General features: G+C 34.2%; 20 protein-coding genes. 17 read left to right on the top strand and 3 right to left on the bottom strand.

Annotated elements, in window-relative coordinates; genetic code table 11:
• The first annotated feature begins 4 nt into the window (after positions 1-4).
• The 12 genes from rpoD to CP370_RS04730 all read left to right on the top strand — a co-directional run bounded on the left by rpoD (position 5) and on the right by CP370_RS04730 (position 10,125).
• Positions 5-1,123, top strand: coding sequence for an RNA polymerase sigma factor RpoD (gene rpoD, locus CP370_RS04785; protein WP_012846066.1), 1,119 nt, complete (start codon positions 5-7; stop codon positions 1,121-1,123).
• Between the two features lie 173 nt (positions 1,124-1,296).
• Positions 1,297-1,956 (top strand): amino acid ABC transporter permease, encoded by a 660-nt coding sequence (locus tag CP370_RS04780; RefSeq protein WP_004895089.1) that lies wholly within the window; start codon positions 1,297-1,299, stop codon positions 1,954-1,956.
• Positions 1,937-2,614 carry an amino acid ABC transporter permease gene (locus tag CP370_RS04775; protein WP_004897208.1) on the top strand — a complete coding sequence of 226 codons (678 nt, stop codon included), beginning with the start codon at positions 1,937-1,939 and terminating at the stop codon, positions 2,612-2,614. Before CP370_RS04780 ends, CP370_RS04775 begins: the two co-directional genes overlap by 20 nt.
• 3 nt (positions 2,615-2,617) lie before the next feature.
• Complete coding sequence (locus tag CP370_RS04770) at positions 2,618-3,358, top strand: amino acid ABC transporter ATP-binding protein (RefSeq protein ID WP_087713054.1); 741 nt, start codon at positions 2,618-2,620, stop codon at positions 3,356-3,358.
• An 11-nt stretch (positions 3,359-3,369) separates the two neighbouring features.
• Entirely contained in the window at positions 3,370-4,224 is an 855-nt protein-coding gene (locus CP370_RS04765; protein ID WP_087713053.1) for a transporter substrate-binding domain-containing protein, read from the top strand.
• Positions 4,225-4,315: 91 nt separating this feature from the next.
• Complete coding sequence (locus CP370_RS04760) at positions 4,316-5,029, top strand: class I SAM-dependent methyltransferase (protein WP_087713052.1); 714 nt, start codon at positions 4,316-4,318, stop codon at positions 5,027-5,029.
• Positions 5,026-5,823 carry a Nif3-like dinuclear metal center hexameric protein gene (locus CP370_RS04755; protein WP_087713051.1) on the top strand — a complete coding sequence of 266 codons (798 nt, stop codon included), beginning with the start codon at positions 5,026-5,028 and terminating at the stop codon, positions 5,821-5,823. Before CP370_RS04760 ends, CP370_RS04755 begins: the two co-directional genes overlap by 4 nt.
• 10 nt (positions 5,824-5,833) lie before the next feature.
• Positions 5,834-7,081, top strand: coding sequence for a peptidase T (pepT, locus tag CP370_RS04750; protein ID WP_087713050.1), 1,248 nt, complete (start codon positions 5,834-5,836; stop codon positions 7,079-7,081).
• Positions 7,082-7,389: 308 nt separating this feature from the next.
• Positions 7,390-7,755: a GntR family transcriptional regulator gene (locus CP370_RS04745; RefSeq protein ID WP_087284995.1), complete on the top strand. Its 366-nt coding sequence runs from the start codon at positions 7,390-7,392 to the stop codon at positions 7,753-7,755.
• 1 nt (position 7,756) lies between these two features.
• Positions 7,757-8,464, top strand: a complete 708-nt coding sequence (locus CP370_RS04740; protein WP_087284994.1) for an ABC transporter ATP-binding protein — start codon at positions 7,757-7,759, stop codon at positions 8,462-8,464.
• Between the two features lie 2 nt (positions 8,465-8,466).
• Positions 8,467-9,282 (top strand): ABC transporter permease, encoded by an 816-nt coding sequence (locus CP370_RS04735; protein WP_087713049.1) that lies wholly within the window; start codon positions 8,467-8,469, stop codon positions 9,280-9,282.
• Between the two features lie 6 nt (positions 9,283-9,288).
• The gene (locus tag CP370_RS04730) at positions 9,289-10,125 is read left to right on the top strand and encodes an ABC transporter permease (protein ID WP_087713048.1); all 837 of its coding nucleotides are present in this window, start codon (positions 9,289-9,291) and stop codon (positions 10,123-10,125) included.
• Positions 10,126-10,203: 78 nt separating this feature from the next.
• On the opposite strand, the gene CP370_RS04725 is transcribed toward CP370_RS04730, so the two are convergent.
• Positions 10,204-10,389 carry an LBP_cg2779 family protein gene (locus CP370_RS04725; protein WP_004895065.1) on the bottom strand — a complete coding sequence of 62 codons (186 nt, stop codon included), beginning with the start codon at positions 10,387-10,389 and terminating at the stop codon, positions 10,204-10,206.
• Between the two features lie 27 nt (positions 10,390-10,416).
• A complete protein-coding gene (lepB, locus tag CP370_RS04720; RefSeq protein ID WP_087713047.1) occupies positions 10,417-10,986 on the bottom strand; it encodes a signal peptidase I in 570 nt (189 codons plus the stop codon).
• 89 nt (positions 10,987-11,075) lie between these two features.
• On the opposite strand from lepB, the gene CP370_RS04715 reads away from it, so the two are divergent.
• From CP370_RS04715 to CP370_RS04705, 3 genes are read left to right on the top strand one after another with little or no spacing between them, the layout of a single operon-like run.
• The gene (locus tag CP370_RS04715; RefSeq protein WP_012846079.1) at positions 11,076-11,804 is read left to right on the top strand and encodes a hypothetical protein; all 729 of its coding nucleotides are present in this window, start codon (positions 11,076-11,078) and stop codon (positions 11,802-11,804) included.
• A complete protein-coding gene (locus tag CP370_RS04710) occupies positions 11,804-12,781 on the top strand; it encodes a hypothetical protein (RefSeq protein ID WP_087713046.1) in 978 nt (325 codons plus the stop codon). Before CP370_RS04715 ends, CP370_RS04710 begins: the two co-directional genes overlap by 1 nt.
• A complete protein-coding gene (locus CP370_RS04705) occupies positions 12,781-14,172 on the top strand; it encodes an RsmB/NOP family class I SAM-dependent RNA methyltransferase (RefSeq protein ID WP_087713045.1) in 1,392 nt (463 codons plus the stop codon). Before CP370_RS04710 ends, CP370_RS04705 begins: the two co-directional genes overlap by 1 nt.
• 29 nt (positions 14,173-14,201) lie before the next feature.
• On the opposite strand, the gene CP370_RS04700 is transcribed toward CP370_RS04705, so the two are convergent.
• The gene (locus CP370_RS04700) at positions 14,202-14,528 is read right to left on the bottom strand and encodes a heavy metal-binding domain-containing protein (protein WP_069168418.1); all 327 of its coding nucleotides are present in this window, start codon (positions 14,526-14,528) and stop codon (positions 14,202-14,204) included.
• 129 nt (positions 14,529-14,657) lie between these two features.
• On the opposite strand from CP370_RS04700, the gene CP370_RS04695 reads away from it, so the two are divergent.
• Positions 14,658-15,698, top strand: coding sequence for a YdcF family protein (locus CP370_RS04695; RefSeq protein ID WP_087713044.1), 1,041 nt, complete (start codon positions 14,658-14,660; stop codon positions 15,696-15,698).
• Positions 15,695-16,507 (top strand): Cof-type HAD-IIB family hydrolase, encoded by an 813-nt coding sequence (locus tag CP370_RS04690; protein ID WP_087713043.1) that lies wholly within the window; start codon positions 15,695-15,697, stop codon positions 16,505-16,507. Before CP370_RS04695 ends, CP370_RS04690 begins: the two co-directional genes overlap by 4 nt.
• Positions 16,508-16,547 lie beyond the last annotated feature (40 nt).

The raw sequence follows: 16,547 nt of genomic DNA, 5'->3' as shown, positions 1-16,547 counted from the left end.
TTACATGGCAGAGAGTAAGACTACCGAAGAAACAACAATGACACTTGATAAAAAGGTCAAGGAAGTTGTTAAGGAAGTTAAAAAAGACAAACAAATTACTGAAAAAGAATTTACTGCTCAACTAATTAAGCCATATGATCTTCAAGGAAAAGCGGTAGATCAACTAGTTCAAGAATTTGAAGATAATGGAATTAGTATTGTTGATGAAAATGGTGAACCTTCAAAATTAGCTTTAAAAAAGCAAAAAGACGTTGAGAAGGCTGAATTAAAAGATATGTCAGCACCTTCAAGCGTAAGAATGAACGATCCAGTCCGGATGTATTTGAAGGAAATTGGACGTGTTTCATTATTAAATGCCGATCAAGAAATTGCCTTAGCTAAGAGAATTGAATCAGGCGATGAAGAAGCTAAGCAAGAATTGGCCGAAGCTAACTTACGTTTGGTAGTTTCTATTGCTAAACGTTATGTTGGTCGTGGTATGTCTTTCTTAGACTTAATTCAAGAAGGTAATATGGGCTTGATGAAGGCCGTTGACAAATTCGACTATCGTTTAGGATTTAAGTTTTCAACTTATGCAACTTGGTGGATTAGACAAGCAATTACTCGTGCAATTGCTGACCAAGCTAGAACAATTCGTATTCCAGTTCACATGGTTGAAACAATTAATAAGTTGATCAGAATTCAAAGACAACTTTTGCAAGATTTGGGAAGAGAACCAACTCCAGAAGAAATTGGTGCCGAAATGGATATGCCAACTGATAAGGTTCGTGAAATCTTGAAGATTGCACAAGAACCAGTTTCTCTTGAAACACCAATTGGTGAAGAAGATGATTCTCATCTAGGTGACTTTATCGAGGATAAGGATGCAACTAGTCCTGAACAACATGCTTCATATGAATTGTTAAAAGAACAACTTGAAGAAGTACTTGATACTTTAACCGATCGTGAAGAGAATGTTTTACGTTTACGTTTTGGTCTTGATGATGGACGTACTCGTACTCTAGAGGAAGTCGGTAAAGTATTTGGAGTAACTCGTGAACGTATCAGACAGATTGAAGCTAAGGCTTTGCGTAAGTTACGTCACCCAAGTCGTTCAAATCAATTAAAAGACTTCTTAGACTAGGATAAGAGTTAACATTAAAAACCTTGTGGTAATAGCAATATTGCCTCAAGGTTTTTTTACTATGACAAAAATGAATAGTAGTATATAAGAAAGTAATATACTTACCTATTGTAACTGATTTAAAGTAAGTCTATAATATTACCAGTTACTTATTTTTGGAAAGAAGGGAAAATATGAGTTGGGCAATTATTCAGCAAAGTCTGCCACAATTTGTCAAAGGCTTCCAGGTAACAGTCTGGATGTCCTTTGTGGGAATTATTGGAGCGATGGTGGTTGGGATCTGTTGTAGCTTGATTCAGTATTTTCATGTTCCTGTAATTGATAAGATCGTCAGTGCATATGTTGAGCTTGCAAGAAATACACCACTATTAATTCAGCTTTTCTTCTTATACTATGCTTTTCCAGTAATTGGATTAAAGATGAGCGCCATTACTTGTGGTTTGATCGGTTTAGTATTTTTAGGTGGAGCTTATATGGCGGAAGGATTTACTGGTGGATTTGATGGAATTAGTAAAAATCAAATTGAATCTGGTGAAGCAATTGGAATGTCAAAATGGCAATTAGCCCGTTATGTAGTCTTTCCACAAGGCTTTGCCTTAAGTGTTCCAGCGATTGCCGCAAATATTATTTTCTTAATTAAGGAAACATCAATTTTTTCAGTAATTGCTATTCCGGAATTAACTAATACAGCATTAGATTTGATTGGTTTGTACTACCATTCAAATGAATATCTATTTGTCTTAGTGATTGCGTATGCAATAATTTTAATTCCACTATCTTTATTATTAACTTGGCTTGAAAGGAGAGTTCGCTATGGGACATTCGGGGATTAATGTTTTATTCGAAGGAAGAAACTTTACCCGTTTGCTGGGTGGTCTCTGGACAAGTGTTTGGATTGCAGTTCTTTCTTTAATAATTGGCTTGGCACTAGGGGCATTATTTGGTGTTTTAAGAACATCGAAAAGTCGCTTAGTAAAAGTGATTTTTAGAATATATCTAGAATTCTTCAGAATAGTGCCTACTGTGGTGTTATTATTCTTGTTCTATTATATTTTGCCTAGACAATTTAATTTGAATTGGCCGGCATCCGTTATGGCAGTGATTGCATTTGCTTTATGGGTTTCAGCTGAATTTAGTGATATTGTTCGTGGGGCGTTGATTTCGGTACCAAAAATTCAACGGGAATCAGGCTTGGCTCTTGGCTTAAACAAGTGGCAATTATTTATCTATGTCTTATTGCCGCAAGCTTTTCAATTAGAATTACCTGCAACAATTAATTTAGCTACAAGAGTAATTAAAACAACCTCTTTATTGATGATGATCAGTGTTATGGATGTTATCAATGTTGGACAACAAATTGTTGAAGCAAATAATCAAACTAATCCTAACGGTGTTTTTTGGGTATATGGATTGATTTTCTTCTTATACTTCATCGTTGATTATCCTTTATCACTTTGGGCAAAACGATTGAGTAAGAGAAACGAGGCGTAAGGGATGACTGAAAAAATATTAGAAGTTGAAGATTTAAACAAGTTTTATGGAAATAAGCAAGTATTACATGATATTTCTTTTTCTCTAAATAAGGGAGAGGTGTTAACATTACTTGGACCGTCTGGATCTGGTAAAAGTACCTTACTTCGCTGTTTAAATGGTTTAGAAGAATTTAAGAGTGGCACAATTGTTTTTGAAGGAAATAAAATAATTCCCAATGCTAAAAATTGGCAAAAACTCCGTCAAAAAATAGGGATGGTTTTTCAGAGTTATGATCTTTTTCCAAATATGACAGTCTTAGAAAATATCTTGCTTGGTCCAGTGAAAGTACAGAAGAGACCTAAGGCTGAGGTTGAAAAAGAAGCAAAAGCTCTATTAAAAAGAGTGCATTTAGAGCAGTATGCAAATTCATATCCACGACAATTATCTGGTGGTCAAAAACAGAGAATTGCAATTGTTCGTGCATTAGCTCTTCATCCTGATTTAATGCTATTTGATGAAGTTACTGCTTCTCTTGATCCAGAAATGGTTAGAGGGGTACTAGAATTAATCAAGCAGTTATCTGATGAAGATCATATGACCATGATCATCGTTACTCACGAGATGAACTTTGCCAAGCAGATTGCTGATCAAGTCTTATTCTTAGAAAATGGAACCATTGTAGAAGACACACCAGGAAAAGAATTCTTTGAGCATCCCAAAAAAAAGAGAGCAGAAGAATTTTTAGAGAGTATGGAATTTTAGGAAGAGAAAAAATGAAGAAACATAAATTTATTAAAAAGTTAATTGCTGCTGTTGGAATTTTAGCTGTTGGAGCTGTGACTTTAACTGCTTGCTCAAATAATTCAAGCAGTAATTCTTCAAGCAATAACCCTAGCTCGGTTGCTGCAATTAAGAAACGTGGCACTTTAAAGGTTGCCGTATTTGGCGATTTACCACCATATGGTTGGGTTAATAAGGATGGTAAGCGCGTTGGATATGATGTTCGCTTGGCTCGTGAATTAGCTAAAGAAATGGGTGTTAAAGTTAAGTTTGTTCAAGTAAACGCTAATAACCGTGTTGATACTTTGAATGCAAACAAAGCTGATATTGTTTTAGCCAACTTCACTGTTACTTCAGAAAGAAAGCAAGTTGTAGATTTTGCTAAGCCATACATGAAAGTATCAGTTGGTGTTGTTTCACCTAAGTCTAAGCCAATTACTAATGTGAACCAATTGAAGGGTAAAAAGGTGATTGTAACTAAGGGTACTACTGCTGAAAATTACTTCACTAGTAAGCAACCAGATGTTGATCTTTTGAAATTTGATTCTAAGACTCAACAATTTAACGCAATGAAGAATGGTCGTGCTGCAGCTTTAGCTGATGACAACTCTTACTTATATGCTTGGGTAAAGAGCAATCCTAAGTATACTGTTGGTATCAAGCACTTAGGACCAAATTCATACATTGCTCCTGCTGTTAAGAAAGGTAATAAGTCACTTCTTGACTGGACCAATAAGCACATTAATAAGTTTAACAAGGATGGCTTCTTTGTTAATGACTACAACCAAGAATTAAAACCTTACTTTGGTGATGATGTTAAGCCATCAGATATCATTATTAACAAGTAAATATAATTGAATTTTTAGCAATAAAGGATTGATTTAGCCTTTATTGCTTTTTTATGATTAAAAATTTTTTCAAGTAAGTTTTTGACTATCTATGCTAAAATTTTTAATAAGAGGTGAGAGTGTGTTAGAAGAAAGACTAGCTCAAATTGGTAAAATGGTTGATCCACAAAGTCGAGTAGCAGATATTGGAACTGACCATGCATATTTACCAATTGCATTAGTAGAAGAAGGAAAAATAGATTTTGCAATTGCAAGTGATGTTGCAGCTGGCCCATTAGATAATGCGAAACAAGATATTGCACAAGCAGGCCTAGAAGATAAGATTGAGACACGATTAGGTTCTGGATTAGAGACTTTAAAGAGCAGCGATCAAATTGATACAGTCGTAATTGCTGGAATGGGTGGAAAGCTCATGACTAATTTGTTAGAAACGGCTCATCAAGAGGGAAAGATCTATCCTACGTTAATTTTAGAAGCTAATATAGGTGAGCCTTTAGTCAGAAAATGGCTCGTTGATCATCAGTATGAGATAGTAGAAGAAAAAATTATCGAAGTAGCTAGCCACATTTATGAAATAATCAAGGCTAAGTTAACTGAGGCTAAACATAATTTATCTGATCAAGAATTAGAATTTGGCCCATTTTTATTAAAAGAAAAGAATCCAGTTTTTATTAAAAAATGGACTAAGCAACTTAATTACTATGAAAATCTCAAAGCTAATTTAAATAAGGCTAAAAATAAAGATGAAGCTAAAATTAGTCAGATAGATGATTTGATTGAAATGATTAAGGAAGTACTAAAATGACAAAAGTAGCAGATATTGTAACTCGCTTAAAAAAAGACTTTCCTGAAGAAATTGCTTCTGAAGGTGATCCAGTTGGGATGCAGATTGGATCAATGGATGCAGAGGTTACCAAGGTCATGACTACCTTAGACGTTCGTCCCCAAGTGGTAGATGAAGCAATTGAAAAAGGTGTTGACCTCATCATTAGCCACCATCCAGTTATGTTTAGACCAGCTAAGAATCTTGATTTTGCTGATCCTCAAAATGCCATGTATGGTAAATTAATCGCTAATGGAATTACGGTATATTCAATTCATACCAATTCTGACAAGGCTCAAAACGGCTCAGCGGATTGGCAAGCTGAAGAATTAGGCTTAGAAGAGGTTGAACCTTTTGCCTTAGATACTGATGGAATTGCTATTGGTAGAAAGGGTAAATTACCTAAGAAAATGACAGCTAAGGAATTTGCCTATTATGTTAAAGACAAGATGCAAATTCCAATGGCAAGACTGATTACTGCTGATAATGATAGGGTGATCTCAACTGTAGCCTTTATTTGCGGAGATGGTGGTAAGTTCTGGCATCAAGCTCTAATTGATGGAGTCGATGCATTTATAACCGGAGATGTATACTATCATGTTGGTCACGATATGATCTCTTCAGGCTTAACAGTAGTCGATCCAGGACACTACACTGAAAAACTTTTTAAATATAAGGTTGGCAACCGACTTGAAAAGTGGAATCAGGATTATAATTGGAATGTACCTGTAGTAATTTCAGAGGTATCAACTAACCCATTTCAAGATTTATTTTAGGAGGACAAAAATGGCAGAATATCCAAATTTACTACCTAGATTTTTAAAATACGTTAAGGTGAATTCACGCTCTGATGAACATTCAGATCGTTTCCCATCAACTGAAAGAGAAGAAAACTTTCAAAAAAATGTAATCATGAAAGACTTAGAAGAACTAGGTCTTAAAGATGTTCACTATAATCAAAAAAGTGGATGTGTAATTGCGACTATCCCTTCAAATATTGATTATGAAGTACCTACTTTTGGTTTGTTAGCTCACTGTGATACAGCAGACTTTAATTCGGTCGATGTTAAGCCGCAAATTACTGAAAACTATGATGGTGAATCTAAGATTCAATTGGGAGATACTGAATTTTATTTAGACCCAGAAGTCTTTCCTCATTTAAGGAATTATAAGGGCCAAACTATTATTTCTGCTTCTGGTGATACTTTACTTGGCGGAGACGATAAGTGTGGTATTTCTGAATTAATGACTTTTGCGGAATACTTAATGGAGCATCCCGAAGAAAAGCACGGCGAAATTAAGTTGGCATTTACTCCCGATGAAGAAATTGGAACTGGTGCAGAGCACTTTGATGTTGAAGAATTTGGTGCGGATTTTGCCTATACTGTTGATGGTGAAGCACCAGGAAAACTCGACTGGGGTACTTTTTCAGCAGCGCAATTTGGCTTAGATATTCAAGGTGTTAATGTTCACCCAGCCGTTGCTAAGGGGCAAATGATTAATGCTATTCAAGTGGGGATTGATTTCCATAATCAATTGCCTGAACATGATCGTCCAGAACATACTGAAGGTCGTGAAGGTTTTTTCCACTTGATGAATTTTGATGGAACAGTCGATTCAGCACATATGGACTACATCATTCGTGACTTTGAACGTGATGGTCTTGAAAAGAGAAAGAATCTAGTTAAAGACATCGTTAAAAAGATGAATGACGAGTTCGGTACCGAAAGAATTAAACTTAAGATGTGGGATCAATATTACAACATGGCTGATGAGTTAGAAAAGCACATGGAGATTGTTGATTTAGCTAGGGATGCTTACAAGGCTGAAGGTCTTACTGTTAATGAAGATCCAGTTCGCGGGGGAACAGACGGTTCTCAATTAACTTATATGGGTCTACCTTGTCCAAATCTTTTTGCTGGTGAAGAAAATATGCATGGACGCTATGAATACACTGTGCTCGAGAGTATGTGGAAAGCCGTAGACGTCTTGCGTAAGATTAATCAATTAAACGTTGAGAGAAATAAGAAGTAATAAGTGAAACAATTTTTAAGCAATTTTGATTAAATTTTCTATTTTTTATGATTGCTTGAATGGATAAAAACACTTATTTATCAATGATATTAAATTAATTAAAAATTAAAAATAGTTTTACACTGATACTATTAATCTGCTAAATAGTAGATAAAATGCTTGAAATAATAGCATTTTTATCTACTATTTTTTATTAAAAAGTATATTTTATAAATCGTGAAACAAAATTATAGCTTGTATTTGAAAAAGTATATTGGTATTATATCAGTGTAATAGATAAACCGTACACTAGTAAAGAGGCGTAAAGATTGCAATTTCAAGATAATATTCCAATTTATGTTCAAATTGAAAAGTATCTTTATCGACAAATCGCTTTAGGGAAAATTAAGCCGGGAGAAAAAGTTCCCTCCGTTCGCCAATTAGCTGTTGATCTAACAGTAAATGTCAATACGGTTCAGCGTGCTTTGAATCAAATGAATACCGAGGGAATTTTAGAGGTTAGGCGCGGACTTGGTTCGTTTGTAACAACAGATACAGAGTTGATTTTACAAAAGCGTAGAGAGCTGATTAAGGATACAATGAGTGAATTTTTAGAAAGTACTGCACAATTAGGCTTAACCCCAGAAAAGACGCTGGAAGAGCTTAAAAAGTTTATTGAGGAGAAGGGAGATTAAAATGAATAAACTACTTGAAGTAAAAGAATTAACATATCGAAAAAACTTAAAAACTATTCTTGATAATGTGAACTTAGATGTTGATTCAGGAAAGATTATTGCCTTACTAGGTGAAAATGGTGCTGGTAAGACAACGTTAATGAGAGTGATTGTTGGTATTGCTAAGCATTATCAAGGTGAAGTACTGCTCAATGGGGATGGTAGTGAAGTTTACCGTAAAGCTAATATTGCCATGACTGACAACTTAAAAGGATTGAGTGATTCTACTAAAATTGGGGAAGTAGAAGAATTCTATCAAAAATTATTTTCAGATTTTGACAGTAGTAAATTCGAGCAATTACGTTCATTCATGAAGCTTAGCAATGATATGAAGTTAGGGCAATTATCACGAGGAATGCGTGAAAAACTTGAAATTGCTGTTACTTTAAGTAGAGAAACTAAGTTGTATTTACTGGATGAACCATTTTCTGGTATTGATCCAATGGCTCGAAAGAGAATCATCAATTCAATCTTACTTTGGAAGAATCCAGACAGTACAATTATTATTTCTGATCACTTTGTAAATGAAATTACAACAATTTTAGATGAAGTAGTAATTGTAAAGGATAAAAAAATTGCCAGTCATCTTTCAGCAGATGATATAAGAGCACACGGAAAAAGTATTGAAGAGTATTATGAAAGCTTATACGCAGATGAAGGAGCTGAATAAGGATGACTACTTTTAAAGCACTATTTAATCAAATGGGTAAAAAGAAGCGTCGGAGTGTTTATCTGTTAGCTCTGTTGCAATTAGTAGCTGCATCTATTTTTGCACTTTGGGGACTTTTTTCTAATGGTAGATTTTCAAATTCAGATAAACCGATTGCGTGGTTTGTCATGGTATGTACTTTTGCGCCATTAGCTGATATGGCCTATGTAGTTCTCTCTGCTTGGCAAAATGAAAAAGAGTATAGCTCTCAGACTTGGCGTTTAGTTCCAATTTCCTCAAGTAAATTTTACTTAGCAAATATTTCTTCTGCTATTGTTAATGGACTTTACTTGGTATTAATTCAAATTGGAATGGGAATTGTTACATTTTTACCGGCATTCTTAAGTAAAGATGTTAGAACTAATATTTGGGAAATTAACCGGGCCCTTGCTAAAGAAACTCATGCGGGCGACTTTTGGCAAAAATTTTCTGATGCTTTTCCAATTGGAGAAATACTAAGTGCATTTTTAGCCTTTATATTATTTGCAATTTTGGTTTATAGCATTGTGACTTTGCTCAATCTATCAAGTAGAACCATTACTGACTTTCTTCCTGATAAGCATAGTAAATTAATTCGTTTTGTCATTATGATTATTTTGATCTTTGTCTTTATTGTTTTGACCAGTAATCTAGGAAGTTTATTAAATCAAGTCCGTTGGGGTGACACTACTAATAGTCTAATGTCATTTATAGAGAATAATTTAGTCTTGGCGTTTATTGATATTATTTTAGGATCAATTAATGTTTGGCTTTTAAAGAACTTCCACGAAGGAAGGTAAGAATATATGGCAACTTTTTCATCAATATTTAAAGAATTGACTAAAAGCAAAATACGCCTGGTCCGCCGATTAGCAATTTTACAAGTAGTTGTTGGAATTCTTTTAGGTTTTTGGGCACTCTTTAATTCAGCTTTTGAGGGTGAGAGTAAGGCTTATTTCTTAGTAGCTTTTCTGATGATCACGCCACTATTTGATATGGCCTACTTAGCTCTTTCGAGTCGAAAAAATGAGGAAGTCTATTCGTCTCAAACTTGGCGATTAGCTCCAATTAAAGAAAGTTCTTTACTATTTGCCAATCTTTTATCAGCTGTTGTTAATGGTGTCTATTTAGTGATTTTGCAAATAGGTATGATCCTCGTTTCAGGAATACCTGTAATGGGAACAAATGAATTTTGGAAGACTACTTTTAAAAACTTTGGTTCAATCGGTGAAGTAAAGCTATGGCACGAGATGCACATAATGGATTTATTGTCTGGCATTGTTTTGATAGTCCTAATTGGTATATTCATTTATCTTGCTGTGAGTCTCGTTAATTTTACGGGAAAAATAGTTAGTGATTTTCTTCCTGAAAGAATAAGTAAGTTAGTTTATTTCTTAGTCGTGGTTTTATTAGGTTGTATTGGCTTAATATTTTTGATTAATACTTACGATTTTATTTTGGCCTCACTAACTGGCTTTTTACAAAATGGAATGTTTCTAACTACTTTAAGTAAGGATGCCATTGATGTAAGATCAGACCTAACGAGTAATTACTTAACTTTATTTATAGTTCTAGGTGTAGATATAATTTTAGTTTTAGTGAATATTATTCTACTGAATAAGTATCATGAAGCACGGATATAAGAAAAAGGAATAAGATTTTGGGTTCATATCATTTTTACCAAAACCTTATTCCTTTTTGTCTATTATTGAATAATTAAATTAAGAGTTAGCTTGAATATAATCTAAAACTTGTTCAGCTTCTTCTACGGTATATTTAGCTTCTCCAGTTTTCATTGCATGGAGTTTTTCAACGGAAAGATGACTTGAAAAAGCAAGAGCAGTGTCATTGACATTATTCTTAACTTCAAATTCAATAATTGCATCGGATAATTCTTCAGGACTCATTCTCTTCTTCACACTTTCTAAAATATATTAGTACCAATTTATTTGATTAAATGGGAAATACCGTAATTTTACCTCACCAATAATATCTTGTCTCTTGATAAATCCAATCATTCGGGAATCTTTAGAGACATTGCGGTGATCACCCATTACAAAGTAACAATTTTTAGGAACGCGTTTTACATGATAAAGTTGTTCCAAACTAAAATTGTTAGTATAAAGCTGACCTTTGGAAAGCTTTTTCTTGTACTCAGTCAAATATGGTTCTTTAATTGGCTTCCCATTAATATACATTACATCATTTTTTGATTTAATGCTGTCTCCAGGCACCCCAATAATTCTTTTAATATATAGGGCGCCGGGTTCATCTGGTGCTTTTAATATTACAATATCTCCCCGAGAAAGTTTAGAATGCCGTACTGCAATAACTCGGTCATTATTTTCAAAAGCTGGCTGCATCGATGGTCCACTGATAGTTTCATTAGCAAGTAAAAATCGAAATACAACTAAATATAATCCAATAATTATAATTGCTAAAATAAATACTTGTAGGAGCCAGTGACCAAAAGATTCAGCCGATTCAGTTTTATGTTTTGACATATTTTTGCTCCTTAATTTTTGCATCACTTTTATTATACCTGTTTTTATTTCTTTTGAATGGTAAAATCATTGCATAAGGAAGATAGAAAATGAAGAAATATCAAAATAAACTCAACAAATTAGATAAAGAACTCAACTATTTACCACTTCATGAGCAAGTTATTGCCATTAATAATATAATTACTAACCTAGAAAATGGAAAAATTTTACAAAAATCACCTAATTCACTTGGCTTTTTACCCGATAGCTTAGATATAATGATAGAGAAGACGGCAAGAAGCGAGAAGGCGCAAGAAGCAAATAATTTACTGAATAATTTTCGTAGCTTTCTCTCAAGAGAATATGGAATCTGGTCTTTGCCAAATTTGGAAACTGCTAAGTTAATCAAACAAGAATATGGAGTTAAATCGAGTTTAGAAATTATGGCAGGAAATGCATATTGGTCAAAAGCCCTAAGTGAGGTCGGCATAAAAGCGATAGCTAGTGATTCTTTTGCTTGGGCGAAAAGTTCAACAACGGGTGAAGCCCCAATTTTTGAAACAGAAAATTTGGATGCTATAAGTGCGATTAAAAAACATCCCGAAGTTGACTTGATTATTTGCTCTTGGGCACCCAATTTTGGGGAAGATGACGTAAATATCCTCAATCTTTATCGTCAGCTTGATTATCAGCCAGTTTTATTATTTATTGGTGAAAAATTTGGAGCAACAAATTCTACTACTTTTTGGCAAGAGGCAAAAACTACGACTAATAAAAAGGTTAATCATAGTTTTCGAAGTTTTGATTTCATCGATGAAAAGGTGTTTGAAGTAAAATAATGAAAATAAAACGACTTATTCTTTTAATAATTTCTTTTTTAGCTTTCTTAGGACTAGGCTTAATTTTGTCACGTCAGCAGTCCCAGAGAGCTGATCAAGTTTTAAGTAATAACGGTTTATCAAGCACATATTATGTTTTTAATCCTAAGAAAAAACACAATATTAAACAGTTCTTAACTTATGTTAATAAGAAATTCTCTCATGATAAAGTGCAGATTCACTTTGAATCAGATTATATTCCAGATCGAGTTTTAATTTGGGCTAACTACAATTTGAAAAGTCAACCGCTTGCTAAGGGAAGTTCTAGGTACTTTAGTAAAAATGACTTCGATGGAACAATTCCTTTTGCAGTTATTTCTTCAGATACTAAAGATAGAGTTGTAATCTTACAGAATAACCATTATCTAAAAGAGAATAATGATTATGTCACAATTATTGGTGAATTAAAGAAAAACAATGAGAGTCAAAATGGGGAGGCTGTTTACTATCTTTCAACTGGGATTAATCAGCCAACTGCAAAAGAATCAATTACTAACTATAAGGTAGTAGTAGATGGGTTGAATAAAAACGAGGCGAATGCTTTACAACATTATCTCTGGGGAAGTATGCAGATTAAGGACTTTAGTAAAACCTACAATAGGCAACATGGGATCAGTCCAACTAAAAAATTAATCGGTGCAATTTTCTGTGTTGTAATTGCACTGATAGTTGCAGCGATTGCAGCAGTCCTAGCTGAAAATCCGGTAAACTTAAAATATGTTCCTGGCAAAATCTGGGCTCATTTATTAGCTGATTCTGGTTTACGTTTCTTTTTAGCCAATGGAATAATTGTTATTTTGACTAGTTTGGGTTTACAAACGTGGAGTTTTTACTCTAATCACAGTCAGTTATATGTCCTATTTTTAATCGTTTTTGCAATGCAGATTATTACTTATGTATTAATGCTGCTTTTAATAAAAATTAAGAAGGAAAAATAATGTCATTGCCAATTGAATTTGTTGAGAAATATAAGAGCTTATTGGGAGAAGAAGAAAGTAGTAAATTTTTTACTGCAATTAATAGTCCAAGTAAAAAGGGATTTCGCTTAAACCCATTAAAGAATAAGTATCAGGATGTTCAATATAGTCTTAAAGAACCAATTGAATTTACTAAAGATGGATATTATGGAGAAATTTCAGGGCGCGATAGTGAGTGGACAGGCGGCTATGTTTACTCCCAAGATCCCTCGGCCATGTATCCAGCCGTTTCTCTTAATGTAAAACCTGGCGATAAGGTGCTGGATTTATGTGCTGCTCCAGGCGGCAAATCAACTGCATTAGCGAGTTTGCTAGATGGTAAGGGGCTCTTAGTAGCTAATGAAATTTCAAAAAGTAGAGCAAAGGATTTAAGAGAAAATCTCGAAAGATGGGGAGCTACAAATGTTGTAGTCACTAACGAAAGCCCCGATCGCTTATCAAAAAAATTGCCTCACTTTTTTGATAAAATTTTAGTTGATGCACCGTGTTCTGGAGAAGGGATGTTTAGAAAAGATCCTGCTGCGACACAATATTGGTCTCCTGACTATGTATTAACATGCCAAACTAGACAAAAAGAAATTCTGAGTGAAGCAATGAAGATGCTAAAGCCGGACGGAGAGATCGTCTATTCTACTTGTACATATTCTCCAGAAGAAGATGAAGAAATAGTAGCGTGGCTAGTTGAGAACTATCCATTAGAAATTGAACCTCTTAAGCTCTATTCCGGAATGTCGGCCGGTAGACCAGAGTGGTCAAAATCTAACTTGCCAGAATTAAAGGAAACGGTTAGACTTTGGTTTCAAAATGGAGTGGGAGAAGGCCAATTTGTTGCTCATCTGAAAAATATTGAAGAGAATCAAGAGATTTCAACTAAGGCTAAAAAGAGAAAGAACAAACGCCAGAAAAAGAGCACAATTACGCGTTTAAATAAAGATGAGATTAGTGTGGTGGCAAAAGTATTAGATAATTTTGCTCTACCATCTAGTTTAGAAAATTGGCAAAATGAGGTTTTGCAAAGTAATGGTCACGTCTTTGTCCCAGCTCTTGACCCAGACCGGCTAACTGAACTACATGTTCTAAATAATGGTGTTGAATTAGGGTTACTTAAGAAAAAGCGTTTTGAGCCAAGCCATCAACTAGCTGAGGTATTGGGACAAAAAGAACAAAAACAACTTATTAATTTTGAAGATAAGGCAGAGTATGAGCGATATATACATGGAGAGACGATTAAGATAGATAGTAATTTGCGCGGCTTTGTTTTGGTTGCTTATCAAGACCATATCTTCAGTTTCGGAAAAATTGGAAATGATCAAATTTTAAAGAACTTCTATCCAAAAGGTTTAAGAAAATAAAAAACTGGCTGAAAAGCCAGTTTTTTAGATTAATCAATAAATTTAACCGCAGTTCCGTAAGCAACGACAGATTGCATATCGCCCGCAATAGAGCCTGAATCAAAACGCATCATAACTACAGCGTCAGCACCCATTTCGTCGGCATTTTGACGAAGGCGAGCAATTGATTGATCTCTTGATTCAGTTAACATTGAGGTATAAGCTTTAATTTCACCACCGACAATACTTTTTAAGCCAGCACCAAAATCTCGAATTGCATTTTTTGATTGAGTTGTAACCCCAAAAACTTCACCAATAATTTCATATTTTCGACCGGGAATATTTTCAGTGGTTGTTACTAAAATTTGTTCTGCCATTTTTTGTCCTCCTAAAAATATTTTCTTAATTATACTGAATCAAAAACATGAAGACAATTATTTTTGTATAATTAAGAAAAGGCGAAACACAAGGAATATGTGTAATAGATTAAGGTGGTGAAATGATAAGTGGTCTTATCATTTTCAATTGCATTAGTTTTATTTTTACTGGCATTAGGAACATTTCTCTGGGTTTTAACTCATGAGAGGCGAAGCTTATGGTCAGGGATGACTTTAGTATGTGCAATAATTACTTTTGGTCTATTTACAGCTGTTAGTTTATTAATTGCTGCTGAAGTTTTTCCTGTTACCCATCAAGTTGTTTTGCTTATTTTTGTGCTAATATTAATGGCAATAATGTTTTCCGTTGTGGCTTTTATTGCAATTTTGATCATTATGTTTATTTATGATGGGATTAAGATTTTAATTCGCGAAGGTAATCGCTGGACTAATTTCTCATCGTTAGCAATGGGCATCGGAATTATTGCCTACTTATTTCTCTTTCCATTAGTCGGGAAATTAACTCATAACAATTTTGGAACTTATGTATATTTGTTTATTAACCTCGTAATTATTTATCTGATTTTTATTATGATGATGTATACTTTAACTTCTTGGATTAATCTAGTGAATATTAAGACTAAAAAGTTAGACTACGTAGTTGTACTTGGAGCAGGTTTAATGGGAAAAAGGGTAACACCGCTTCTTGCTGCAAGAATCAATCGTGGAATAGAAGTATATCGTCGTAATCCTGGCTCAAAAATCATTATGTCAGGGGGACAAGGACCCGGTGAAGAAATTCCTGAAGCAGTGGCAATGGCAAAATATGCTGAAGAAAAAGGTGTTCCGAAGAAAGATATTATTGTTGAAGATAAGTCAAAGACAACTAGAGAAAATTTGATTTTTTCACATAAATTGATGAAACCAGATTCTCGTTTTGCTATCGTAACTAATTCTTACCATGTATATCGTGCCCTAGTTCTGGCAAAGAGATTAGGTTTACAATGTATTGGCTATGGTGCAAAAACAAAGTGGTACTTTACCTTAAATGCCTTTGTACGTGAATTTATTGCCTACTTAACAATTACTTGGCGCTTGCAATTAAGTGTTGTGGGATGCATTGGATTAGGAGTTATAGGATTGGCAATAGTGAGGCAAATTATAAGATGAAAAATATAAAAATAATCGCAATTGATGTTGATGGTACATTATTAAATTCTAAAAAAGAACTGACTCTAAAAGTAAAAAATACAATTTTAAAAGCAAAGCGTGCAGGAATAAAAATTGTTATTGCTACAGGTCGACCATTGAGCGGAGTAGAAAAGATTCTGACTGAGTTAGGTTTAAATGATCAAGAAGATCAATACGTCGTTTGTTTTGGCGGTGGAGTAGTAGAAACAACGGCTGGCGATGTCTTGTTTGAGAAAAAATTAACTTATGACAATTATCTGGATTTAGAGACAATTTCCTTAAAATTAGGTCTACACTTTCATGCCTCAGCACCAGATAGGATTTATACCGCAGATCGAGATATTGGAGACTATACTCTATATGAGGCTAACTTAGTTAATTTAGGTATTTCTTACCGTACACCAGCTGAGATGAAAGATATTCCAATTATTAAGTGTATGTATGTAGATCGGCAAGATTTGCTAGATCAAAAAATTGCTGATCATAGACCTTTTGCTCATCTGGATGATGAAATTACTTTTGCTAAAACAGCACCCTTTTATTATGAAGCAAATCCTAAAGGTGTTTCTAAAGGAAATGCTTTAAAATTTCTTTGTCACAAATTGAATTTAAGTAGTGAGAATTTGATAGCTATTGGAGACGAAGAAAATGATCTAAGCATGATTAAACTTGCTGGTATTGGAGTAGCAATGGGTAATGCAGTCCCAGCCGTGAAAGAAGCAGCTCAAAGAGTAACAAGTGATTGTGATCATGATGGTGTAGCAGAGGCAATTGAAAAAATTTTATAAGTAAAATAATAAGGCTTTTGGATTAAGTTCCAAAAGCCTT

Origin of the sequence: Lactobacillus sp. UMNPBX19 (genome assembly GCF_002553805.1) — a bacterium.
GTDB lineage: Bacteria > Bacillota > Bacilli > Lactobacillales > Lactobacillaceae > Lactobacillus.
The sequence above is the reverse complement of the archived record's forward strand: the minus strand, read 5'-3'. Positions and strand labels throughout refer to the sequence as shown.